The sequence below is a fragment of the Dyella lutea genome (assembly GCF_024158035.1).
Classification (GTDB): domain Bacteria; phylum Pseudomonadota; class Gammaproteobacteria; order Xanthomonadales; family Rhodanobacteraceae; genus Dyella_A; species Dyella_A lutea.
Map to the genome: position 1 here is coordinate 1,097,668 of NZ_JAMZEK010000001.1, position 21,285 is coordinate 1,118,952.

19 protein-coding genes are annotated in these 21,285 nt (G+C 66.8%); 15 read left to right on the forward strand and 4 right to left on the reverse strand.

The window, feature by feature from the left end; all coding sequences use genetic code 11:
- Positions 1-170: 170 nt before the first annotated feature.
- Positions 171-1,676 carry a peptide MFS transporter gene (locus NC595_RS04870; RefSeq protein ID WP_253565157.1) on the forward strand — a complete coding sequence of 502 codons (1,506 nt, stop codon included), beginning with the start codon at positions 171-173 and terminating at the stop codon, positions 1,674-1,676.
- 195 nt (positions 1,677-1,871) lie between these two features.
- Here NC595_RS04870 and NC595_RS04875 read toward each other — a convergent pair whose 3' ends face one another.
- Entirely contained in the window at positions 1,872-2,336 is a 465-nt protein-coding gene (locus tag NC595_RS04875) for a MarR family winged helix-turn-helix transcriptional regulator (protein ID WP_253565161.1), read from the reverse strand.
- 130 nt (positions 2,337-2,466) lie between these two features.
- Between NC595_RS04875 and hppD the strand changes: the two genes are divergently transcribed.
- The 7 genes from hppD to tpx all read left to right on the forward strand — a co-directional run bounded on the left by hppD (position 2,467) and on the right by tpx (position 9,856).
- Positions 2,467-3,579 (forward strand): 4-hydroxyphenylpyruvate dioxygenase, encoded by a 1,113-nt coding sequence (gene hppD / locus NC595_RS04880; protein ID WP_253565162.1) that lies wholly within the window; start codon positions 2,467-2,469, stop codon positions 3,577-3,579.
- A gap of 59 nt (positions 3,580-3,638) precedes the next feature.
- On the forward strand, positions 3,639-4,052 hold the full coding sequence (locus NC595_RS04885) for an endonuclease domain-containing protein (protein WP_253565163.1): 414 nt from the start codon (positions 3,639-3,641) through the stop codon (positions 4,050-4,052).
- Complete coding sequence (hmgA, locus tag NC595_RS04890; RefSeq protein ID WP_253565164.1) at positions 4,049-5,356, forward strand: homogentisate 1,2-dioxygenase; 1,308 nt, start codon at positions 4,049-4,051, stop codon at positions 5,354-5,356. Before NC595_RS04885 ends, hmgA begins: the two co-directional genes overlap by 4 nt.
- A 28-nt stretch (positions 5,357-5,384) precedes the next feature.
- Entirely contained in the window at positions 5,385-6,371 is a 987-nt protein-coding gene (locus NC595_RS04895) for a fumarylacetoacetate hydrolase family protein (RefSeq protein ID WP_253565165.1), read from the forward strand.
- A 94-nt stretch (positions 6,372-6,465) separates the two neighbouring features.
- A complete protein-coding gene (gene cysD, locus NC595_RS04900; protein WP_253565701.1) occupies positions 6,466-7,404 on the forward strand; it encodes a sulfate adenylyltransferase subunit CysD in 939 nt (312 codons plus the stop codon).
- A complete protein-coding gene (cysN, locus tag NC595_RS04905) occupies positions 7,404-9,287 on the forward strand; it encodes a sulfate adenylyltransferase subunit CysN (protein WP_253565166.1) in 1,884 nt (627 codons plus the stop codon). Before cysD ends, cysN begins: the two co-directional genes overlap by 1 nt.
- A gap of 65 nt (positions 9,288-9,352) precedes the next feature.
- On the forward strand, positions 9,353-9,856 hold the full coding sequence (gene tpx, locus NC595_RS04910) for a thiol peroxidase (protein ID WP_253565167.1): 504 nt from the start codon (positions 9,353-9,355) through the stop codon (positions 9,854-9,856).
- A gap of 244 nt (positions 9,857-10,100) precedes the next feature.
- On the opposite strand, the gene gap is transcribed toward tpx, so the two are convergent.
- On the reverse strand, positions 10,101-11,099 hold the full coding sequence (gap, locus tag NC595_RS04915) for a type I glyceraldehyde-3-phosphate dehydrogenase (RefSeq protein ID WP_253565168.1): 999 nt from the start codon (positions 11,097-11,099) through the stop codon (positions 10,101-10,103).
- A gap of 175 nt (positions 11,100-11,274) precedes the next feature.
- Here gap and NC595_RS04920 point away from each other — a divergent pair, with 175 nt between their 5' ends.
- The 5 genes from NC595_RS04920 (at position 11,275) to NC595_RS04940 (ending at position 16,190) form a co-directional block, all read left to right on the forward strand.
- Entirely contained in the window at positions 11,275-12,150 is an 876-nt protein-coding gene (locus NC595_RS04920) for a S1/P1 nuclease (RefSeq protein ID WP_253565169.1), read from the forward strand.
- A gap of 338 nt (positions 12,151-12,488) precedes the next feature.
- Positions 12,489-13,970 (forward strand): pyruvate kinase, encoded by a 1,482-nt coding sequence (gene pyk / locus NC595_RS04925; RefSeq protein WP_253565170.1) that lies wholly within the window; start codon positions 12,489-12,491, stop codon positions 13,968-13,970.
- Positions 13,971-14,007: 37 nt separating this feature from the next.
- Complete coding sequence (locus tag NC595_RS04930; RefSeq protein WP_253565171.1) at positions 14,008-14,562, forward strand: hypothetical protein; 555 nt, start codon at positions 14,008-14,010, stop codon at positions 14,560-14,562.
- Positions 14,563-14,613: 51 nt separating this feature from the next.
- On the forward strand, positions 14,614-15,042 hold the full coding sequence (locus tag NC595_RS04935) for an energy transducer TonB (protein ID WP_253565172.1): 429 nt from the start codon (positions 14,614-14,616) through the stop codon (positions 15,040-15,042).
- A gap of 137 nt (positions 15,043-15,179) precedes the next feature.
- Positions 15,180-16,190, forward strand: a complete 1,011-nt coding sequence (locus tag NC595_RS04940) for a class I fructose-bisphosphate aldolase (RefSeq protein WP_063674002.1) — start codon at positions 15,180-15,182, stop codon at positions 16,188-16,190.
- Positions 16,191-16,257: 67 nt separating this feature from the next.
- Here the strand turns inward: NC595_RS04940 and NC595_RS04945 are convergent, their stop codons facing one another.
- A complete protein-coding gene (locus NC595_RS04945; RefSeq protein WP_253565173.1) occupies positions 16,258-16,851 on the reverse strand; it encodes an outer membrane protein in 594 nt (197 codons plus the stop codon).
- Positions 16,852-17,042: 191 nt separating this feature from the next.
- Complete coding sequence (locus NC595_RS04950; protein ID WP_253565174.1) at positions 17,043-17,681, reverse strand: porin family protein; 639 nt, start codon at positions 17,679-17,681, stop codon at positions 17,043-17,045.
- A 278-nt stretch (positions 17,682-17,959) separates the two neighbouring features.
- Here NC595_RS04950 and tkt point away from each other — a divergent pair, with 278 nt between their 5' ends.
- Both tkt and NC595_RS04960 read left to right on the forward strand, forming a co-directional pair.
- Positions 17,960-19,969, forward strand: a complete 2,010-nt coding sequence (gene tkt, locus NC595_RS04955; RefSeq protein ID WP_253565175.1) for a transketolase — start codon at positions 17,960-17,962, stop codon at positions 19,967-19,969.
- 68 nt (positions 19,970-20,037) lie between these two features.
- Positions 20,038-21,207 (forward strand): DegT/DnrJ/EryC1/StrS family aminotransferase, encoded by a 1,170-nt coding sequence (locus tag NC595_RS04960; RefSeq protein WP_253565176.1) that lies wholly within the window; start codon positions 20,038-20,040, stop codon positions 21,205-21,207.
- The last annotated feature ends 78 nt before the right edge of the window (positions 21,208-21,285 follow it).

A 21,285-nucleotide genomic window follows, 5' to 3' on the forward strand; every position in this document is an offset into this window, starting at 1 on the left:
GCGCATGGCGGTCCGGGCGAGTGATGATGCCCGGGCGAGGTGGGACACCGACGCTGTTGCCCCTCTCTCAATCCTCACTTCTCTTCACTCGTTTCTCGCCCGTAATGCATTCCCGGCCCCAACCGGCTAGGGTTCGCAAAATATTGCGAATCCACCGAGGGGACGTCCGCATGACCGACACCGCCGAACCCGCGCCGAACGCGCCGGACTATCCACAGACCCTGGGTCACCCCCGCCCGCTGTGGATGCTGTTCATGACCGAGTTCTGGGAGCGCTTCGCCTTCTACGGCATGCGCTGGGCGCTGGCGCTGTACATCGTGGCGCAGTTCTTCGATGGCGATCCGTCCGGTCAGGCCTATGCCAGCCGCACCTACGGCGCCTACTTGGCGCTGGTTTATGCGGCGGCGGTGTTCGGCGGCTACGTGGCGGACAAGGTGATCGGTTACCAGCGCTCGATCCTGCTCGGCGCGGTGGTGATGGCCGGCGGCCTGTTCCTGATCATGTGGCCGGACCAGCGGGTGTTCCTGTTCGGTCTGGCCACGGTGATCGTCGGCAACGGCCTGTTCAAGCCGAACATCTCCTCGATGGTCGGTCAGCTCTACGGCCAGGGCGACCCGCGCCGCGATCGCGGCTTCACGCTGTTCTACATGGGCATCAACGGCGGCGCGCTGGTCGCGCCGCTGGTCACCGGCTGGCTGGCCGCCTATTTCAGCGACACGCCGATGCAGCAGAACTACAAGGCGGTGTTCCTCGCCGCGGGCCTGGGCATGCTGGTGAGCCTGGCATGGTTCGAATGGGGACGCGGCGAGCTCAAGGGCGTGGGCCAGCCGACGCCGGAGCAGGCCTCGCCGGTCCGCGTGGTCTGGGTGGCGGTCGGCTGCGTGCTGGCGATACCGCTGGTCTACCTGCTGATGGCCAAGGCCGGCGCCATCGCGCTGCAGTGGTTGCTCAGCGCGATGTTCCTGGCGCTGGCGGTGATGCTGTTCGTCGAGGGCCTGCGCGAAGGCGCGGTGCAGCGCGACCGGGTGATCGCGATGCTGATCATCTTCGCCTTCAACGTGTTGTTCTGGATGTTCTACGAACAGGCCGGCAGCTCGTTCAACTTCCTTGCGCAGAACCTGGTGGACCGGACGATGTTCGGCGGCTGGATGTTCCCGGTCGGCTGGTTCCAGTCGGTCGCGCCGCTGGCGATCGTGCTGCTGGCGCCGTTTGTGTCGCTGGCCTGGGGCTGGCTGGACCGGCGCAAGGCGGAGCCGTCGATCCCGCGCAAGTTCGGCCTCGGCCTGCTGTTCAACGCGCTGGCCTTCGTGGTGCTGATGTTCGCGCTGTCACGGCTGGTCGGCGGCAGCGGCCACATCCCGTTCTGGCCGCTGGTGCTGGTCTACGTGCTGCAGGTGGTCGGCGAGCTGTGCCTGTCGCCGATCGGGCTGTCGATGGTGACCAAGCTGGCGCCGGTGCGCATGGTCGGCTTCGCGATGGGCGGCTGGTTCCTCTCCACTGGCATCGGCAACAACCTGTCCGGAATCTTCGCCGGCCATGTCAGCGGCGAGAGCGGCATGACCGTGGCCTCGGCGCTGTCCGGCTTCACTTTCAGCTTCTGGCTGCTGGTAGTGCCGGGAGCCCTGCTGTTCCTCGCCGCGCCGTTGGTCGCGAGGTTGATGCATGGGGTGAAGTAGAGAAGTGAGAGACGAGGAGTGAGAAGTGAGAGAGGAGCCAGAGCGTCGGCCGCCGTCTACGCTCTGCCTATGTCGCTCACCGGCGCGTGTCGCACGAGTTCAGAACCGGGTGCGGAATCAGGAATGTGAGAGGAGTGGCCGGTTCCGGCGCCGGCTTTTCTCTCACTTCTCACTCCTCTCCACTCACTCCCCGCTCTAGCGCTCCTGCAGCCTGTCGAGGATGCGCATCAACCAGGTGCGCTCCTCGGCGTTGAGCTTGTCCAGCAGCGCCTGCTCGCGGGCGCGGGCCATCGGCGCGACCACGTCGTGGATCGCCCAGCCCTCTTCGGTGAGGTCGAGCACCGAGCGGCGCTTGTCGTTGTCCGCCATGTGCCGGCTGACCCGGCCGGCTTCCACCAGGCGCGCCAGCGCGCGGCTCACCGCCACCTTGTCCATCGCCGTGCGGTCGGCGACTTCACGCGCCGACAGTCCCTCGAACCGGGCCAGCACCGCCATCACGCGCCACTCGGTCATGCTGAGGTCGTAGCGCTGCTGGTAGTCGTCGGCGATGCCCTGGCTGACCGTGTTGGACAGGATCGACAGGCGATAGGGCAGGAAGTGCTCAAGCTCCAACGGGGCGTGCTTGATGCCGGGCGGGGTGGCTTTGCGAGGGGTGGACACTGCGGCGACGCTCCTTGCAGTTGGTTTCAAATGTAACTATAAAGAAGGGCTCATGCGGACTTTCGCACCGGCAGCGCATGCTGCAAAGCCGCATCCGTGACATTAGCGCAGCTGACGTAAGGAGAGCGCCATGAACGCCCAGCCCCAGACCGCCGCCCAGCCCAATCTCGGCATGCAGGTGACCACGTTCGAGAACCCGATGGGTATCGACGGCTTCGAGTTCGTCGAGTTCGCCGCGCCGGCCGACCAGGCCGCCGCGATGCACGACCTGTTCCGCCGCATGGGCTTCAGCGCCGTGCTGCGTCACAAGCGCCGCGCGATCACGGTGTACCGCCAGAACGGCGTGAACTTCCTGCTCAACGAGGAACCGGACTCGTTCGCCGCCGACTTTGCCGCCCAGCACGGTCCGAGCGCCTGCGGTTTCGCGATCCGTTTCAGGAAGTCGGCGGCGGACGTGCTCGACACCGTGCTCGGCAACGGCGGCGAGGCGGTGGGGCACAAGGCCGATACCCGCGCGGTCGATGCGCCGGTGGTCAAGGGCATCGGCGACTGCATGCTCTACCTGGTGGACCGCTACGGCGAGGCCGGCAGCATCTACGACGGCGACTACGAGCCAGTGCCCGGCGCCGAGCCGAACCTGAAGGGCTTCGGGCTCACCTTCATCGACCACCTCACCCACAACCTCTACTTCGGCAACATGCAGAAGTGGTCGGACTACTACGAGCGGCTGTTCAACTTCCGCGAGATCCGCTACTTCGACATCAAGGGCGCCAAGACCGGCCTGGTGTCCAAGGCGATGACCGCGCCGGACGGCATCGTGCGCATCCCGCTCAACGAGTCGAACGATCCGAAGAGCCAGATCAACGAGTACCTCGACGCCTATCACGGCGAGGGCATCCAGCACATCGCCTGCTTCACCGACGACATCTACGCCACGGTCGAGGCGATGCATGCGCAGGGGGTGGAGTTCCTCGATACGCCCGACACCTACTTCGACGTGATTGACATGCGTATCCCCAACCACGGCGAAGACGTGCCGCGCCTGCGCGCGAACAAGATCCTGATCGACGCCGACCCGGAGACCAAGCAGCGCAAGCTGCTGCAGATCTTCACCCAGAACTGCATCGGCCCGATCTTCTTCGAGATCATCCAGCGCAAGGGCAACGAAGGCTTCGGCGAAGGCAATTTCCAGGCGCTGTTCGAGTCGATCGAGCGCGACCAGATGAAGCGCGGCGTGCTCTGACGGGAGGTTGAGTTTTTCCCCTCTCCCGCCGGGAGAGGGGCAGGGGTGAGGGTACGCGGATGAGAAAGCGCACCAACCCGCCGCTACCTACTCGATCCCTCCAGCATGCCCGAGACTTGAGGCAAGTCTCGACGGATTTGGAAAGGAGGCTCTGGTTTCACCTGCGCGCCGGACGGCTGCGTGGCCTGAAGTTCCGCCGTCAGCACCCGGTGCCACCATACATTGTTGATTTCTGCTGCGTGGCGGCCAAGCTGGTGATCGAACTGGACGGCTCGCAACATGGACCGGAGGCTGATCGCATCCGGACCCGATTCCTTGAGCGCAGTGGCTACCGGGTGCTGCGCTTTTGGGACAATGAAGTGCTTAAGGATCTGGACGCGGTGCTTGAGGTGATCGGCGCCACCGCGAGCCAGCGAACCCTCACCCCAACCCCTCTCCCGGCGGGAGAGGGGCTTACGAGCGAAGAGCGATGAGCACGAGGCAATCGAGCCACTACCAATCCGGCTTCGGCAACGAGTTCGCCAGCGAGGCGCTGGCCGGCGTGCTGCCTATCGGGCAGAACTCGCCGCAGCGCGTGGCGCACGGTCTCTACGCCGAGCAGCTCTCCGGCACCGCATTCACCGCGCCGCGGCGCGAGAACCGGCGCAGCTGGTTGTACCGCATCCGCCCGGCGGCGATGCACAAGCCGTTCGCCCCGCTGGAGCACGCCAGCTTCCACAACCGCTTCGACGAGGCACCGGCGACGCCGAACCAGCTGCGCTGGGACCCGTGGCCGCTGCCGAGCGCGCCGACCGACTTCCTCGACGGGCTGGTCACCATCGCCGGCAACGGCGGTGCAGCCGAGCAGGGCGGCATCGGCGTACACGTCTACGCCGCCAACCGCTCGATGGAAGGGCGGTATTTCTACGACGCCGACGGCGAGCTGCTGATCGTGCCGCAGCTGGGCCGGCTGCGCCTGCTCACCGAGCTGGGCGTGCTCGACGTGGCGCCGCTGGAGATCGCAGTGATCCCTCGCGGCATCCGCTTCCGTGTCGAGCTGCTCGACGCCGAGGCGCGCGGCTACGTGGCCGAAAACTTCGGCGCGCTGCTGCGCCTGCCGGACCTGGGGCCGATCGGCGCCAACTCGATGGCGCTGCCGCGCGACTTCCTGGTGCCCCACGCGGCCTGGGAAGACGTCGAGGGCGATTTCAGGCTGGTCGCCAAGTTCCAGGGTGCGCTGTGGCAGGCCGACATCGGCCACTCGCCGCTGGACGTGGTCGCCTGGCACGGCAACTACGCGCCCTACAAGTACGACCTGACCCGCTTCAACACCGTCGGCTCGATCAGCGTCGACCATCCGGACCCGTCGATCTTCACCGTGCTGACCTCGCCCAGCGACACCCCCGGCACGGCCAACCTCGACTTCGTGATCTTCCCGCCGCGCTGGCTGGTGGCCGAACACACCTTCCGCCCGCCGTACTTCCACCGCAACGTGGCGAGCGAGTTCATGGGCCTGATCGAGGGTGCCTACGACGCCAAGGCTGGCGGCTTCGCCCCCGGTGGCATGAGCCTGCACAACTGCATGAGCGGCCACGGCCCCGACGCGGCCAGCTTCGAGAAGGCGACCGCCGCGGACCTGAGCCAGCCGGAGCACCTGACCGGTACCATGGCCTTCATGTTCGAGACGCGGAAGGTGTTCCGTCCCAGCGCGCAGGCGCTGTCCGCGCCGCAACTGCAGGACGACTACTACACGTGCTGGCAGGGCATCGCGAAGCACTTCGACCCGACGAAGCCCTGACCGCATCCGTTCCAGGAGTATTGATTCGATGAAGCTTGGCAGTCTCAAGGAAGGCGGCCGCGACGGCACGCTGATCGTCGTTAGCCGCGACCTGACCCACGCCGCCCGCGCCACCGGCATCGCGCCGACCCTGCAGGCCGCGCTGGACGACTGGCACAACGCCGCACCGCGCCTCAACGCGCTGTACGACGAGGTGAATGCCGGTACCGCCGAAGGCCGCTTCGCGCTGGACCTCAATGCGCTGGCCGCGCCGCTGCCGCGCGCGTACGAGTTCGTCGACGGCTCGGCGTACCTGCCGCACGTGGAGCGCGTGCGCAGGGCGCGCGGCGCCGAGGTGCCGGCCAGCTTCTACACCGATCCGCTGATGTACCAGGCGACCAGCGCCATGTTCCTGGGCCCGCGCGATCCGGTGGTAGTGCCCAGCGAGGACTACGGCATCGACCTGGAGGCCGAGGTGCTGGTGGTGACTGACGACGTGCCAATGGCGGTGACGCCGGAGCAGGCCGCGGAGCACATCCAGCTGGTCGGCCTGGTCAACGATGTCAGCCTGCGCGGCCTGATCCCGGCCGAACTGGCCAAGGGCTTCGGCTTCCTGCAGTCCAAGCCGCGCTCGGCGCTGTCGCCGGTGCTGGTGACGCCGGACGAGCTCGGCGACGCCTGGCAGGACAGCAAGCTGCATCTGCCCATGCGTACCTGGATCAACGGTCAGTGGTTCGGCGAGGCCGAGTGCGGGGTGGACATGCAGTTCAACTTCGCCCAGCTGGTGGCGCACGCGGCCAAGACCCGCCCGCTGACTGCCGGCACCCTGGTCGGTTCGGGCACCATTGCCAACCAGGACACGGCCAAGGGCGCTTCCTGCCTGGCCGAGCAGCGCACCGTGGAAACCCTGCGCGACGGCCAGCCGTCCACGCCGTTCCTGAAGTACGAAGACACCGTACGCATCGAGATCACCGATGCGGCCGGCCAGTCGATCTTCGGCGCCATCGAGCAGGTCATCGCGCCGCTCAAGCGCTGAAGTTCGCGCCGCGCTGCCCATGGGGCGGCGCGGTATATCCATAGGCGAAGTGGTTATCACCCGTACGGACGGCGCTGGCTAGAATGGTCGGATGATGACTGTTCTCCAGACCAATCCCGACGATGCGTTGGCTGCCCGCCAGTCGCACCTCAAGCGCCTCGAAGCCGAGAGCATCCACATCCTTCGCGAGGTGGCGGCCGAGTTCCGCCATCCGGTGATGCTGTATTCCATCGGCAAGGATTCCTCGGTGCTGCTGCATCTGCTGCAGAAGGCCTTTTATCCGGCGCCGCCGCCGATCCCGCTGCTGCACGTGGACACCACCTGGAAATTCCGCGAGATGATCGCCTTCCGCGATCGCCGCGCGGCCGAGGTGGGCGCGAAGCTGATCGTTCACATCAACCAGGAAGGCGTGCACCAGGGGGTCGGCCCGTTCACCCACGGCGCCACCGTGCACACCGACATCATGAAGACCCAGGCGCTGAAGCAGGCGCTGGACGCGCACGGCTTCGACGCGGCGATCGGCGGCGCCCGTCGCGACGAGGAGAAGTCGCGCGCCAAGGAGCGCGTGTTCTCGTTCCGCACCGCGCAGCATCGCTGGGATCCGAAGCGACAGCGGCCCGAGCTGTGGAACCTCTACAACGGCCGCATCGCCAAGGGCGAAAGCGTGCGCGTGTTCCCGCTGTCGAACTGGACCGAGCTGGATATCTGGCTCTACATCTACCGCGAGGCGATCGAGGTGCCGTCGCTGTACTTCGCCGCGCCGCGCCCGGTGGTCGAGCGCGACGGCATGCTGCTGATGGTCGATGACGAGCGCCTGCCGCTCAAACCCGGTGAACAGCCCGAAATGCGCAAGGTGCGTTTCCGCACGCTGGGCTGCTACCCGCTCACCGGCGCGATCGAATCGGAGGCCGACGACCTGCCCAAGGTGATCCAGGAGATGCTCATCGCACGCACCTCCGAGCGGCAGGGGCGGGCGATCGACCACGATCCGTCCGCTTCGATGGAAAAGAAGAAGCAGGAGGGCTACTTCTGATGGGCCGCGAACCGAACCTCTCGGTGGACGAGTACCTCGCCCGCCACGAATCGAAGGACCTGCTGCGCTTCATCACCTGCGGCAGCGTCGACGACGGCAAGAGCACCCTGCTCGGTCGCCTGCTGTACGACACTAAGCTGCTGTTCGATGACCAGCTCGCGGCACTGGAGGGCGACTCGCGGCGCCACGGCACGCAGAACGGCGAGCTGGATTTCGCGCTGCTGGTCGACGGCTTGTCGGCCGAGCGCGAGCAAGGCATCACCATCGACGTGGCGTACCGCTTCTTCACCACCGAGCGGCGCAAGTTCATCGTCGCCGACTGCCCGGGCCACGAGCAGTACACCCGCAACATGGCCACCGGTGCCAGCACGGCTGACCTTGCCGTGGTGCTGATCGACGCGCGCAAGGGCGTGCTCACGCAGACCCGCCGGCATACCTACATCGCCGCGCTGCTGGGCATCCGCCATGTGCTGCTGGCGGTGAACAAGATGGATCTGGTCGGCTACGACGAGGCGACCTTCCGCGCCATCGAAACCGAGTACGCGGCGCTCGCCGCGGGCATGGGCATTCCCCAGGTCAGTGCGATCCCGGTGTCGGCGCTGCGCGGCGAAAACATCAGCGCGCGCGCCACGGCGATGCCCTGGTTCGACGGTCCGAGCCTGCTCGAGCACCTGGAGACGGTGGTGATCCAGCCGCCGGCGCGGACGCTGGGCTTCCGCCTGCCGGTGCAGTGGGTATGCCGGCCGGACCAGAATTTCCGCGGCTACGCCGGGCCAGTGGTGGCCGGATCGATCGCCCCGGGTGATGAGGTCGTGGTGCTGCCTGGCGGCGCGCGCTCGCGCGTGGCGCGGATCGTCACCGCCGACGGCGATCGCACGCAGGCGGTGGTCGGCGACGCCGTCACGCTGACCCTGGAAGACGAGCGTGACATCAGTCGCGGCGACGTGATCGCCGCGGCGGGCGATCCGCCGCAGGTGGCCGACCAGTTCGCTGCCCACCTGCTGTGGATGGACGAGGCGGCGCTGCTGCCCGGACGCGGCTACTGGCTGAAGATCGGCACGCGCACGGTCGGTGCGCAGGTCACCGAGATCAAGCACAAGGTCGACGTGAACACCCAGGAAGAGCTGGCCGCCAAGCGGCTGGAGCTCAACGAGGTGGGTTACTGCAACCTGTCGCTTGACCAGCCGGTGGCGTTCGAGCCCTACGCGGCATGCCGCGAGCTGGGCGCCTTCATCCTGATCGACCGGCAGACCAACGCCACGGTCGGTGCCGGCACGCTGGACTTCGCCCTGCGCCGCGCCGACAACATCCACTGGCAGCACCTGGACATTGATCGCGCCGCCCGCGCGCGGCTGAAGGGCCAGTCGCCGGCCTGCCTGTGGTTCACCGGCTTGTCCGGCTCCGGCAAATCCACCGTGGCCAACCTGGTGGAGAAACGGCTGTTCGCGCTGGGCCGACACACCTACCTGCTCGACGGCGACAACGTGCGCCACGGGCTCAACCGCGACCTGGGCTTCACCGACGAGGATCGCGTGGAGAACATCCGCCGCGTGGCGGAGGTCGCCAAATTGATGGTCGATGCCGGGCTGATCGTGCTGGTCTCCTTCATCAGTCCGTTCCGCGAGGAGCGTCGGATGGCGCGCGAGCTGTTCGCGCCCGGCGAGTTCCACGAGGTGTTCGTCGACACGCCGCTGGCGGTGTGCGAGGCGCGCGACGTGAAGGGTCTGTACGCCAAGGCACGTGCCGGCGGCATCAGGAACTTCACCGGTATCGATTCTCCATACGAGGCACCCGAGGCGCCGGAAGTGCATCTGCATGGCGGTGACCAGGCTCCGGAACAGCTCGCCGAGCGGGTGATCCGGGAGCTGCTTGGCGAGCACTGAGTGCGCGACACGGGAGCGGTCAGCCTCTAGGATGGCGCTCCCGACTTATCCGCACGAGGCATCCCATGTCGCAGAACGTTACGCTCAAGGGCAATCCGGTCGAGGTCCAGGGCGACTTCCCCGCCGTGGGCGACAAGGCTCCCGGCTTCCGCCTGGTCGCCAAGGATCTGGCCGACGTCTCGCTGGCCGACTTCACCGGCAAGCGCAAGATCCTGAACATCTTCCCCAGCGTCGATACGCCGGTGTGCGCCGCGTCGGTGCGCCACTTCAACCAGGATGCCTCCGAACTCGCCAACACCGTGGTGCTGTGCATCTCGGCCGACCTGCCGTTCGCGCAGGCGCGCTTCTGCGGCGCCGAGGGCCTGGACAACGTGGTGACGCTGTCGACCCTGCGCGGCGCCGATTTCCTCAAGACCTACGGCGTGGCGCTGTCCAGCGGCCCGCTGGCCGGCCTGGCGGCGCGCGCGGTGGTGGTGCTGGATGAGCACGACCACGTGAAGCATGCCGAGCTGGTGCCGGAAATCACCCAGGAGCCGGACTACGACGCGGCGCTGGCCGCGCTGAAGTAAGGCGATCGACTCGATCAGGCCCCCGCGGTAGCTCGCTGCTCAGGGTCTGGTCCTTCCCTTGTCGTCATTCCAGCGAACGCTGGAATCCAGCGTCTGCCCGGGCATCGCGTGCCAGGGCACTGGATTTCGGCTTGCGCCCGAATGACGTGTCGTTGGAAGTTTCATGGTGAGGCGGCCGTCCCGCCCACCGAACCAAAAAGAAAGGCGCCCTGGGGCGCCTTTCTTCGTATCGCGGCGGCAGGTCTTACTTCGCCACCACGCGGGCCATTTCCAGGCACTTGTTGGAATAGCCCCACTCGTTGTCGTACCAGGACACGAGCTTGACGAAAGTGGAGTCCAGTGCGATGCCGGCCTCGGCGTCGAATACCGAGGTGCGGGTCTCGCCGCGGAAGTCGGTGGCGACCACCTTGTCCTCGGTGTAGCCCAGCACGCCCTTCAGCGCGCCCTCGGACTGTGCCTTCATCTCCGCGCAGATCTCGGCGTAGGTCGCCGGCTTTTCCAGCTCGCAGGTCAGGTCGACCACCGAGACGTCGGAGGTCGGCACGCGGAAGCTCATGCCGGTGAGCTTCTTGTTGAGCTCGGGGATCACCACGCCCACGGCCTTGGCCGCGCCGGTGGAGGACGGGATGATGTTCTCCAGGATGCCGCGGCCGCCGCGCCAGTCCTTGTTGGACGGGCCGTCGACGGTCTTCTGGGTGGCGGTGGCGGCGTGCACGGTGGTCATCAGGCCGCGCTTGATGCCCCACTTGTCGTTGATCACCTTGGCCAGCGGCGCCAGGCAGTTGGTGGTGCACGAGGCGTTGGAGATGATCGCCTCGCCCTTGTAGCTCTTGTCGTTCACGCCGTAGACGAACATCGGCGTGTCGTCCTTGGACGGGGCCGACAGGATCACCTTCTTCGCGCCGGCGTCGAGGTGCTTCTGCGCGCCTTCCTTGGTCAGGAAGATACCGGTGGACTCGATCACCACCTCGGCGCTGACCTCGTCCCACTTCAGCGCAGCCGGGTCGCGCTCGGCGGTGAGGCGGATTTTCCTGCCGTTGACGATGAGCGTGTTGCCCTCGACCGACACGGTGCCCTTGAAGCGGCCGTGCACGGAGTCGTACTGCAGCATGTAGGCGAGGTAGTCCGGCTCGAGCAGGTCGTTGATCGCAACGATCTCGATGTCGCTGAAGTTCTGCACGGCTGCACGCAGCACATTGCGTCCGATGCGGCCGAAGCCGTTGATACCCACCTTGATCGTCATTGCCGTTGACTCCTGCGTCTGGCCCATGCCTGTGGAAAGAGCCCTTTATTCTAGCAGGCCGTCGGGCCGCTTCGACGGCGGGGACAAGCGGCGCCGGGCCCCGCCTGGTGTCATCCGGCGGAGCACGGGGCTGTGGCAGACTCCCGGCCTTTCCCATCACGGCCCTGATGATCCGATGAAGCTGCGTCCTTCCCGCCTGAGCCTGCTGTCTCTTGCCCTCACCCTCGGGTTCGCCGCCCCGCACGCCATGGCCTGGGGCCCGGAAGGTCACGCGATCGTGGCGGACATCGCCCAATCGCACCTGGATCCTGCCGCCGCCGCGCAGGTGCAGGCGTTGCTCGGGTTGGAGGGCTACGACCGGCTCGACCAGATCGCCTCGTGGGCTGACCAGCACCGCAAGGAGATGCCCGGGACGGCGGGCTGGCACTACGTCGACATCCCGCTCCAGACACCGGATTACCAGGCAGCGCGCGACTGTCCCCGGGGCAACTGCATCGTGGCCCAGCTGGAGCATTTCACTCGCGTCCTTGCCAACCGCTCGGCCAACCCGCGGACACGGCTGGAGGCGTTGAAGTGGGTGGTCCACCTGGCCGGCGACATCCACCAGCCGATGCACGCGGTGGACGATGACGACAAGGGCGGCAACACCGTCCAGGCGCAGTTCTTCGGTATCGGCACCAACCTGCATTCGGTCTGGGACGGTCGCGTGATCGAGCACCAGCTCGACCTCAAGCTGGGTCCGAACTATTCGATCGACCGGACGGCGGTGGCCGCGCGCGCGAAGCAGCTGGAAGCGGGGATCACCCCGGCCGAGCTTGCGCAGTGGGCGCCTGCCGGGACGCTCGCCACGCTCGATACGCGTGTCGTGGACTGGGCCAACGAGTCGCACCACATCGCTCGGACCATCGCCTACACCGATCTGGCCAAGCCGTCCGGCGTGGCCTGGTCCGAGCGCTACCAGGCCAAAGCGTGGCCGGTGATACGCGAGCGGCTCGAGCAAGGCGGTGTGCGCCTCGCCGAGATATTGGACGAGGCGCTGGGCAGCCGCTGAGGCATCGCTGCTCGTGCCGTCGCGGCGACCGGTCGTGACGGTGCAGGCTCAGGGTTCGGGACGCCCGCCGGGCCTGGCTGTGCACCGATAAGCCGGCAGGGCGGTCAGCCGGGAAAATTTTTTTACCGGGGTTGCTGCGACGCAGCACATCGATGCCGCATCGCGGGGCGTTACGTGGTCTGCATCGTTGTAGACCGCAGATTGCTGGTCGACGCCGACTGGTATCTTCATGCCGCGTTTTCATGGCCGGCGACGCACGTCGCACAGCCGTCCAAACGGCTGAAAATTAGCGATTTGAATCGTGGCGATGCAGCTCGCGTTGTTGCTACGCTTCCAGGATGACTACCCAATCCCTGCAAGTCCGCCGTACCAAGATCGTCGCCACGCTCGGCCCCGCCACCGATGCGCCGGGGATGCTCGAGAAGATCATCGCCGAGGGCGTCAATGTCGCCCGCCTCAACCTGTCGCATGGCACGCCCGACGACCATCGCGCCCGCGCCGAGGCGGTGCGGGCCGCTGCCGCCAAGGTCGGCGTGGAGGTCGGCATTCTGGCCGACCTGCAGGGCCCGAAGATCCGCGTCGAGAAGTTTGCGGACGGTCCGGTGCAACTGGAAGTCGGTGACGCGTTCACGCTCGACTGTCGTGACGATGCGCCGGACGGCGATGCCACCCGCGTCGGCGTGAGTTACCTCGGCCTGCCGAAGGACGTGAGTCGCGGCGACATCCTGCTGTTCGACGACGGACTGGTCGCGATGCGGGTGGAGTCGATCGACGGCACCGAGATCCACTGCACGGTCACCGTCGGTGGCAAGCTGTCCAACCGCAAGGGCCTGAACCGGCAGGGCGGTGGACTCACCGTCGATGCGCTGTCGGACAAGGATCGCAACGACATCAAGCTGGCCGCCGAGCTCGGCGCCGATTTCCTGGCCGTGTCGTTCGTGCGCTCGGCCGAGGATATGCATACCGCGCGTCGCCTGATGCGCGAGGCCGGCGGCCACGCCGTGATGGTGGCCAAGATCGAGCGTGCCGACGCGATTCCGGTGCTGGGCGAGATCATCGACGCCACCGACGTGGTGATGGTGGCGCGCGGCGACCTGGGCGTGGAGATCGGCGACGCCGAGCTGCCGGGACTGCAGAAGAAGATCATCCGCGAAACGGTGCAGCGCAACCGCGCGGTGATCACCGCCACGCAGATGCTGCAGTCGATGGTGCGTTCGCCGATCCCGACCCGTGCCGAAGTGCTCGACGTGGCCAATGCGGTGATCGACGGCACCGATGCGGTAATGCTGTCGGAAGAATCCGCGGCCGGCGCGCATCCGGACAAGGCGGTGGCGGCGATGGTGCGCATCTGCCTGGGGGCCGAGCGCCAGTTCGAGCCGAAGGACGAGCGCATGCTCGATGCGGCGCTGCAGCTGGACCGGGCCGATCAGGCGATCGCCCTGGCCGCGATGGTGCTGGCCGGACACCTGGGCGTGCGCGCGATCGTTGCGTTGACCGAGTCCGGCGCCACCGCCCAGTGGCTGTCGCGCTACCGCAGTGCGGTGCCGATCTACGGCATGTCGCCGTTCGGCGAGGCGCGCCGCCGCATGCAGGTGCTGCGCGACGTGCATCCGGTGGAGTTCAGCCACGGCGAGCAGCAGAGCATGGCCGCGTCCACCCGCGCCGCCGTGCGCATGCTGTTCGAGCAGGGCAAGCTGGCCGAGGGCGACCGCGTGGTGATCACCTACGGCGACCGGGTCGGCCAGGCCGGTGGTACCAATACGCTGAAGCTGCTCTCGGTCGGCGCTGACGGCATCGTCGACAGCCTGCGCGAGCTCTGAGGTAGGCGGCCCGCATCGGGCGGCAGCGAGGGAACGCATGAAGACCAGTGTCTACACGGTGCTGTGCACCGCCATCCGGCTGGGTGCCGTGCTGTTGTCGGTGCATGCGCTGGAGGACGTGGCGGCGGTGGTTGCCGCCTCCGATGGCAACACGCATCGCCTGCTCGGTAGCCTGCTGTTCGCCGGCTTGTACCTCGTTGTCGGTGCCGTGCTCTGGCTATGGCCCGGCATGCTGGCCTGGTGGGCCAGCAGTCGCTCGAACGGGCAGGTGCTGGAGATGCCGATCGGCGCGGATGAGTTGCAGCGCGTGGCGCTCTCGGTGCTTGGTGTATGGCAGGTGGTGCAGGGGGTGTCCGGTTTGCTGAGCCATGGCGTCGTGATGGTCTTCCTGCATGACCGGATGACCGATTACTCCACCGGCCACCTGCCACCTGCCGAGTGGCGCTGGATGGTCTTCTACGTCCTGCAGGCGATGGCCGGCGCTGCGGTGGCCCTGGGGGCAGCCGGATTGGTGAATCTGTTCCACCGGCTGCGCCGGTTCCCCGAGGCGTCGCCGGCGGCAACGGAGATCGACGCCGATGCCGTGCGCTGACGCTAGACTGGGCTACCACCCCATCCCCGGAGGCGACCGATGAAGAAGAACATGCTTCGCTTGCAACTGCCGTTGTGCCTGCTGGCGCTGGCCGTTTCCTCCCCGCTGATGGCCCAGGCGCGACGTGTGTCGCCGGACAAGATCAACGGCTACTGGATCCTGCTCAATCGCAGCGTGGACGTGGACGTGCCGAACAGCGGCAAGAACATCTACAAGCCGGGCTGCGTGGCTGTCACCTTCACCATCGGCTCGGACGGCATCCCGCGCGACATCAAGGCGGTCAAGACCGTCCCGGCGAGTGATCTGACGCCGGTGGCGGTCAATGCGGTCAAGCACTTCACCTATGGCCCCTCGCTTACCAACCGGGCCGGCGAGCCGGTGGACACCTACTATGTGGTGCCCTTCAACGGGCCGTCCGACAAGGCCGGCCAGCAGGCCCTGATGGCTCCCTGCCAGCTGCCCGGCTACGACCAGAACTGAGCCGGTCTTCCGGTCGCCCCGGTGCTGTCGGGCGATCTGGCCTATAATCCGCCGCTTTCAGCCTTGCCGCTCCCGGTTTCGGGGGCGGCGTGTCCTTTGCGCGGCCTGGCGGCCGCTGTCGTTTCCACGGAGTCGTCATGAGCATCGAAGATCTGGAAAGCATCGCGCTGGCGATGGTCGCGCCCGGCAAGGGCATCATCGCCATCGATGAGTCGACCAAGACGATCGCCAAGCGGTTCGAATCGGTCGGCATCGAGAACACCGAAGAGAACCGCCGCGCCTACCGCGAGCTGCTGCTGACCGCGCCCGGGCTGAACGAGCACATCTCCGGCGCGATTCTTTACGACGAGACGATCCGCCAGTCGACCAGGGACGGTGTGCCGTTCACCCAGGTGATGAAGAAGCTCGGCATCATCCCTGGCATCAAGGTCGACAAGGGCCCGGTGCCGCTGGCCGGCTTCCCCGGCGATGTGGTCACCGAGGGCCTGGACGGCCTACGCGAGCGCCTGGCCGAGTACGCCAAGCTCGGCGCGCAGTTCGCCAAGTGGCGCGCAGTGATCAACATCTCCGAGGACAACCCCAGCTCCACCGCGATCGAGGCCAATTGCCACGCGCTGGCCCGCTACGCCGCGCTGTGCCAGGAAGCCGGCCTGGTGCCGATGGTCGAACCGGAAGTGATCATGGACGGCGACCACAGCATCGACGTCAGCTACGAAGTGCACGAGGCCGTGCTGCGCAGCCTGTTCAACGCGCTGTACGAGCAGAACGTGATGCTCGAGGGCGCGATCCTGAAGGTGTCGATGGTGATCCCTGGCAAGGACGCCGAGGAGCAGGCCGAGGTCGAGGAAGTTGCCGAGGCCACGGTGCGCGTGCTCAAGTCCACCGTGCCGGCCTCGCTGCCGGGCATTGTTTTCCTCTCCGGTGGCCAGACCGACGAGCAGTCCACCGCCCACCTCAATGCGATGAACCGCATCGGCCCGCATCCGTGGCCACTGTCGTTCTCCTACGGCCGCGCCATGCAGCAGGCTGCATTGAAGTTGTGGGCCAAGGACATGAAGGCGAACTACGCCGAGGCGCAGAAGACGGTCGCCGCGCGCGCGAAGGAAAACGGTCAGGCCGCGCTGGGTCGCTGGACCGGCGGCAAGTAAGCCGGGTTCCCGATCCACGAAAAAGGGCGCCCCGAGGGGCGCCCTTTTTTTTGCCTTGCAGCGTGGATCAGAAGCGGTATTCGGCGCTGACCGAGACCATGTCGGTGCTCAGGTCGACGTTGTGCTTCTTGGCGTCGAAGTAGTCGTAGTTCAGACCGACGCTGAGGTTGTTGCTGAAGTCGTAGCCGAAGCCGGCGCCGGCATACCAGCTGGTCTTGTCCAGGCTCTCGCGGATCGGGTTGGAGTCGTTGCTCAGGCCATGGCCCTTCCACGCGTACAGGCCGGTACGGGCGCTGATATACCAGTTCGGGTTGAGGTTGAAATGGCCATTCACGCCAGCGGTCCAGCCGTGCAGCTGGGAGCGGCCGCTGTCGACGACGTTGTTGCTGTTGAAGATGTTCTTGACGTGGATGTTGCCAAGGTCGTTGTAGCCGGCCTCGACACCCAGCGCCACATTCGGATTCACCGACCAGCGGTAGCCGCCGTTGAGGGCGTAGCCGGTGTCGTGACCGTCGTACGGGCCCTTGTTGATGGACGTGCGGCCCACGTTGCCGTTGATGAACCAGCCGCCGTTGTCGGAGGGGGCGCTCTGTGCGAACGCGGCAGGTGCGGCCACCAGGCCGGCGGACACCAGGGCAAGGGCAAGCAGAGTCTTCTTCATCGTGATGTTCCTCTTGTTGTTATCGCAGCCGGGCTGCTTGGGGGGATGCCCGGGCTGTCGTGGGGCGTGCCGGCCGTTCTGGCCGGCACAGGGGCTTAGATGGATGGGTGCCCCGAAAGATTCAATACTTATCAGTACAGTATTAATCTCGGGTTAAGCGTGTCCACTCGCGCATACCCGCTGGCGGGGGTTCAGAACCGGTATTCGGCGGTCAGCGAGGCCGCATCGGTGGTCAGCTTCACCCCGCTCTTGGCGGCGTGGTAGTAGTCGTAGGACAGGCCGAGGCCGAAATGGTTGTTGATGTCGTAGCCGATGCCGGCTCCGGCGTAGTAGTCGACCTTGCTCAGATCGCGGCGGTTGCCTGCATCCGGATCCTGCATGCCCGGCGCATGCCAGCCATACAGGCCGGTGCGCCCGCTCAGGTACAACCCGCGATAGATGTCGATACGACCGTTGACGCCCGCCGTCCAGCCGCGCAGGGCGTGACGCTGCGAGGTCAGGTTGACGTCGTTGCTGTTGAAGACGTTCTTGACCTTGAAATTGCCGAGATCGTTGTAGCCGGCCTCGAGGCCCAGTCCCATGTCCTGGCCGACCTTCCAGCGATAGCCGCCGTTGATGCCATAGGTCGTCGGGTGGTCGTCGTATGGGCCCTGGGAAACGTGCGCCTGGCCGACGCTGCCGCCAATGAACCAGTTGCCGGTGCCGACCGCCTGACCGGGCTGATAGTTGCCTGCCGTCTGCGGCGAGGCATTGCCTGCATCCTGGGACATGGCGGGGAGGGCGCAGGCACTGGCGGAAACGAAAGCAAGGGCGAGCAGTGACTTCTTCATCGGGACTTCTCCTTTTTTATGCTTTTCGCTGTACGGCCGGGGATGCCGTAATCAGGGCGCCTGGGGAAGGGCGCGGGGGCATTGAACGGCGGCGAGCCTGAAGCGGGCCGATATCCAGCCCCAAAAAGTTAAGCGGCAATTAATCGCCGTTGTCCTACGCGTGCGCGCCCGGCGCATCCGGTCGCCGCTGCGCCGGTCGGCGGGTCGCGGCGGTCGCGCGACTCGGGTCGCCGAATCGGCGACAATGGCGTCTTTTCATGCCCCTTCCGGAGACGCCGATGACCACCCGCCGCGAACTCGCCAATGCCGTGCGCGCCCTCGCCATGGACGCCGTGCAGGCGGCCAATTCCGGCCACCCGGGCATGCCGATGGGCATGGCCGATATCGCCGAAGTGCTGTGGAACGATTTCCTGCACTTCAACCCGGCCAATCCAAAATGGCCAAACCGCGACCGCTTCTTGCTCTCCAACGGCCACGGCTCGATGCTGCAGTACGCGCTGCTGCATCTGACCGGCTTCGACCTGCCGATGAGCGAGCTGAAGCGCTTCCGCCAACTGCACTCCAAGACCGCCGGCCACCCGGAAGCCAGCGAGACCCCCGGGGTGGAGACCACCACCGGCCCGCTCGGCCAGGGCTTGGCCAACGCGGTGGGCATGGCCCTGGCGGAGAAGGTGCTGGCGGCGCACTTCAACCGCCCCGGTCACGCCGTGGTCGACCACCACACCTACGTGTTCCTTGGCGATGGCTGCCTGATGGAAGGCATCTCGCATGAAGTGGCCTCGCTGGCCGGCACCTGGGGCCTGGGGAAGCTGGTCGCGGTCTACGACGACAACGGCATCTCCATCGACGGCGAGGTGCACGGCTGGTTCACCGACGACACGCCGGGCCGTTTCGAAGCCTATGGCTGGAACGTGATCCGGGGTGTGGACGGCCACGACGCCGAGGCGGTCAAGGCGGCGATCGCGCAGGCCACCGCGCAGTCCGCCAAGCCGACCCTGATCTGCTGCAAGACCATCATCGGCTTCGGCTCGCCGAACAAGCAGGGCAAGGAAGAGAGCCACGGCGCCGCGCTGGGCAAGGACGAGGTGGCCGCCGCGCGCGAGCAGCTCGGCTGGAAGTACCCGCCGTTCGAGATCCCGGCCGAGATCTACGCTGGCTGGGACCACAAGGCCAAGGGCGCTGCTGTCGAGCAGTCCTGGAAGGACGCCTTCGCCGCCTACGCCAAGGCGTACCCGGAACTGGCCGCCGAGTTCGAGCGCCGCCAGCGCGGCGAACTGCCGGCGGACTGGGCCGAGAAGTCGCAGGCCTACGTGGCCAAGCTGCAGCTCGAGGGGCCGGAAGTGGCTTCGCGCAAGGCCTCGCAGATGACGCTGGACGCATTCGGCCCGCTGCTGCCGGAACTGATCGGCGGTTCGGCTGACCTGGCCGGCTCCAACCTCACCAAGTGGAAGGGCAGCAAGGACGCCGGCAACGGCGACAGCGCCGGTGGCCAGGGCAACTACGTCTACTACGGCGTGCGCGAGTTCGGCATGAGCGCGATCGCCAACGGCCTGGCGCTGCACGGCGGCTTCATCCCGTACGACGCGACCTTCCTGGTGTTCTCCGACTACGCGCGCAACGCGGTGCGGATGAGCGCGCTGATCCCGGCGCAGGCGATCCACGTCTACACCCACGACTCGATCGGCCTGGGCGAGGACGGTCCGACCCACCAGCCGGTCGAGCACCTGGCCAGCCTGCGCTACATCCCGAACAACCACGTGTGGCGTCCCTGCGATGCGGTCGAGTCGGCGGCTTCGTGGAAGGCGGCGATCGAGCGCAAGGGCCTGCCCAGCTGCCTGGTGTTCTCGCGCCAGAACCTCAAGCACCAGCAGCGCACGACCGAGCAGGTCGCGGACATCGAGCGCGGGGGCTACGTGCTGTCCGATCCGGCCGACGCGCGCTTCCAGGCGATCCTGATCGCCACCGGCTCGGAAGTGGAACTGGCGATGGAGGCGATGCGTACCCTGGCCCAGCAGGGCATGGCGGTGCGCGTGGTCTCGATGCCGTGCACCGAGGTGTTCGATGCCCAGCCGCAGGCCTACCGCGAGGCGGTGCTGCCCGCCTGGTGCCGCGCCCGCGTGGCGGTAGAGGCGGCCACGGCCGACTTCTGGCGCAAGTACGTCGGACTGGATGGCGAGGTGGTCGGTATGCACTCGTTCGGTGCGTCGGCGCCGGCGCCCCAGCTGTTCGAGCACTTCGGCTTCACCGTCAGCCACGTGGTGGACGCAGTCAAACGCGTGGTCCATTGACCGCAAATGATGTTTTGATGACGGGCCGCGCAAGCGGCCCGGCGCTTCCTTCTTTAGGATTGTCGGGCATGGTCGATCAGGAACGTTTCATCGTCTTCGGTGCGCCGGGCATCGGCGAAGAAGAGATCGCCGAAGTCGTGGCCTGCATGCGCTCCGGCTGGCTGGGTACCGGACCGCGGGTCGCACGCTTCGAGCAGGCCTTCGCCGAGTACAGGCAGGCCGGCGCCGAGTGCGTCGCGGCGGTGAATTCCTGCACCGCGGCCCTGCACGTGAGCATGGTCGCGGCCGGCCTCGAGCCGGGAGCCGAAGTGATCACCACGCCGCTCACGTTCTGCGCGACCGTCAATGCGATCGAGCATGCCGGGTTGGTGCCGGTGCTGGCGGACGTCGATCCGGTCACCCAGAACATCGATCCGGATGCGATCGAGGCGGCGATCACCCCGCGCACCCGCGCGATCCTGCCGGTGCACTTCGCCGGTCGGCCCTGCGCGATGGACCGGATCATGGACATCGCCCAACGGCACGGCCTGGTGGTGATCGAGGACTGTGCCCATGCGATCGAAACCACCTTTCGCGGCCAGCCGGCCGGCACGTTCGGGGATTTCGGCTGCTTCAGCTTCTACGTGACCAAGAACGTGGTCACCGGCGAGGGCGGCATGATCCTCGGCCGCGACCGCGAACGCATTGCCCGTGCCCGCATGCTCGCCCTGCACGGCATGAGCAAGGATGCCTGGCATCGCTTCGGTGACAGCGGCTACAAGCACTATCAGGTGCTGGAGTGCGGCTTCAAATACAACATGATGGACCTGCAGGCGGCAATCGGGCTGCCGCAGCTGGCCAAGGTTGAAGCCCACTGGGCGCGTCGCCAGGCGATCTGGCGACGTTACGAGGCGGCCTTTGCCGACCTGCCGATCGGCCTGCCGGCGGCGCAGGAGGCGGATACCCGGCACGGTCTGCACCTGTACACCGTGATGATCGACGAGGCGCGATGCGGTATTTCGCGCGACGCCTTCCTCGACGCCATGAACGCAGCGCGGATTGGTACGGGCGTGCATTACCTGGCCGTTCCCGAACACCCCTACTACCAGCGGCGCTACGGCTGGTCGCCAGAGCGGTGGCCGAACGCAATGCGTCTGGGCCGGCAGACCGTCAGCCTGCCGCTCTCCCCCGCCTTGTCCGACGGTGACGTGGAGCGCGTGATCGCCGCCGTGCGGGGCATCCTGCGCGACAGAGGCTGAGCGTTGCAGGAGCCCGCTCGCGGGCGATGCTTCTGCTCCTGATTCACAGTGGGGTCGGAAGCATCGCCCGCGAGCGGG

Excerpts from the sequence above, each read along its gene's own strand:
- NC595_RS04870 (WP_253565157.1), top strand. The coding sequence starts at position 171 with ATGACCGACACCGCCGAACCCGCGCCGAACGCGCCGGACTATCCACAG.
- hppD (WP_253565162.1), top strand. The coding sequence starts at position 2,467 with ATGAACGCCCAGCCCCAGACCGCCGCCCAGCCCAATCTCGGCATGCAG.
- NC595_RS04885 (WP_253565163.1), top strand. The coding sequence starts at position 3,639 with ATGAGAAAGCGCACCAACCCGCCGCTACCTACTCGATCCCTCCAGCAT.
- hmgA (WP_253565164.1), top strand. The coding sequence starts at position 4,049 with ATGAGCACGAGGCAATCGAGCCACTACCAATCCGGCTTCGGCAACGAG.
- NC595_RS04895 (WP_253565165.1), top strand. The coding sequence starts at position 5,385 with ATGAAGCTTGGCAGTCTCAAGGAAGGCGGCCGCGACGGCACGCTGATC.
- cysD (WP_253565701.1), top strand. The coding sequence starts at position 6,466 with ATGACTGTTCTCCAGACCAATCCCGACGATGCGTTGGCTGCCCGCCAG.
- cysN (WP_253565166.1), top strand. The coding sequence starts at position 7,404 with ATGGGCCGCGAACCGAACCTCTCGGTGGACGAGTACCTCGCCCGCCAC.
- tpx (WP_253565167.1), top strand. The coding sequence starts at position 9,353 with ATGTCGCAGAACGTTACGCTCAAGGGCAATCCGGTCGAGGTCCAGGGC.
- gap (WP_253565168.1), bottom strand. The coding sequence starts at position 11,099 with ATGACGATCAAGGTGGGTATCAACGGCTTCGGCCGCATCGGACGCAAT.
- NC595_RS04920 (WP_253565169.1), top strand. The coding sequence starts at position 11,275 with ATGAAGCTGCGTCCTTCCCGCCTGAGCCTGCTGTCTCTTGCCCTCACC.
- pyk (WP_253565170.1), top strand. The coding sequence starts at position 12,489 with ATGACTACCCAATCCCTGCAAGTCCGCCGTACCAAGATCGTCGCCACG.
- NC595_RS04930 (WP_253565171.1), top strand. The coding sequence starts at position 14,008 with ATGAAGACCAGTGTCTACACGGTGCTGTGCACCGCCATCCGGCTGGGT.
- NC595_RS04935 (WP_253565172.1), top strand. The coding sequence starts at position 14,614 with ATGCTTCGCTTGCAACTGCCGTTGTGCCTGCTGGCGCTGGCCGTTTCC.
- NC595_RS04940 (WP_063674002.1), top strand. The coding sequence starts at position 15,180 with ATGAGCATCGAAGATCTGGAAAGCATCGCGCTGGCGATGGTCGCGCCC.
- NC595_RS04945 (WP_253565173.1), bottom strand. The coding sequence starts at position 16,851 with ATGAAGAAGACTCTGCTTGCCCTTGCCCTGGTGTCCGCCGGCCTGGTG.
- NC595_RS04950 (WP_253565174.1), bottom strand. The coding sequence starts at position 17,681 with ATGAAGAAGTCACTGCTCGCCCTTGCTTTCGTTTCCGCCAGTGCCTGC.
- tkt (WP_253565175.1), top strand. The coding sequence starts at position 17,960 with ATGACCACCCGCCGCGAACTCGCCAATGCCGTGCGCGCCCTCGCCATG.
- NC595_RS04960 (WP_253565176.1), top strand. The coding sequence starts at position 20,038 with ATGGTCGATCAGGAACGTTTCATCGTCTTCGGTGCGCCGGGCATCGGC.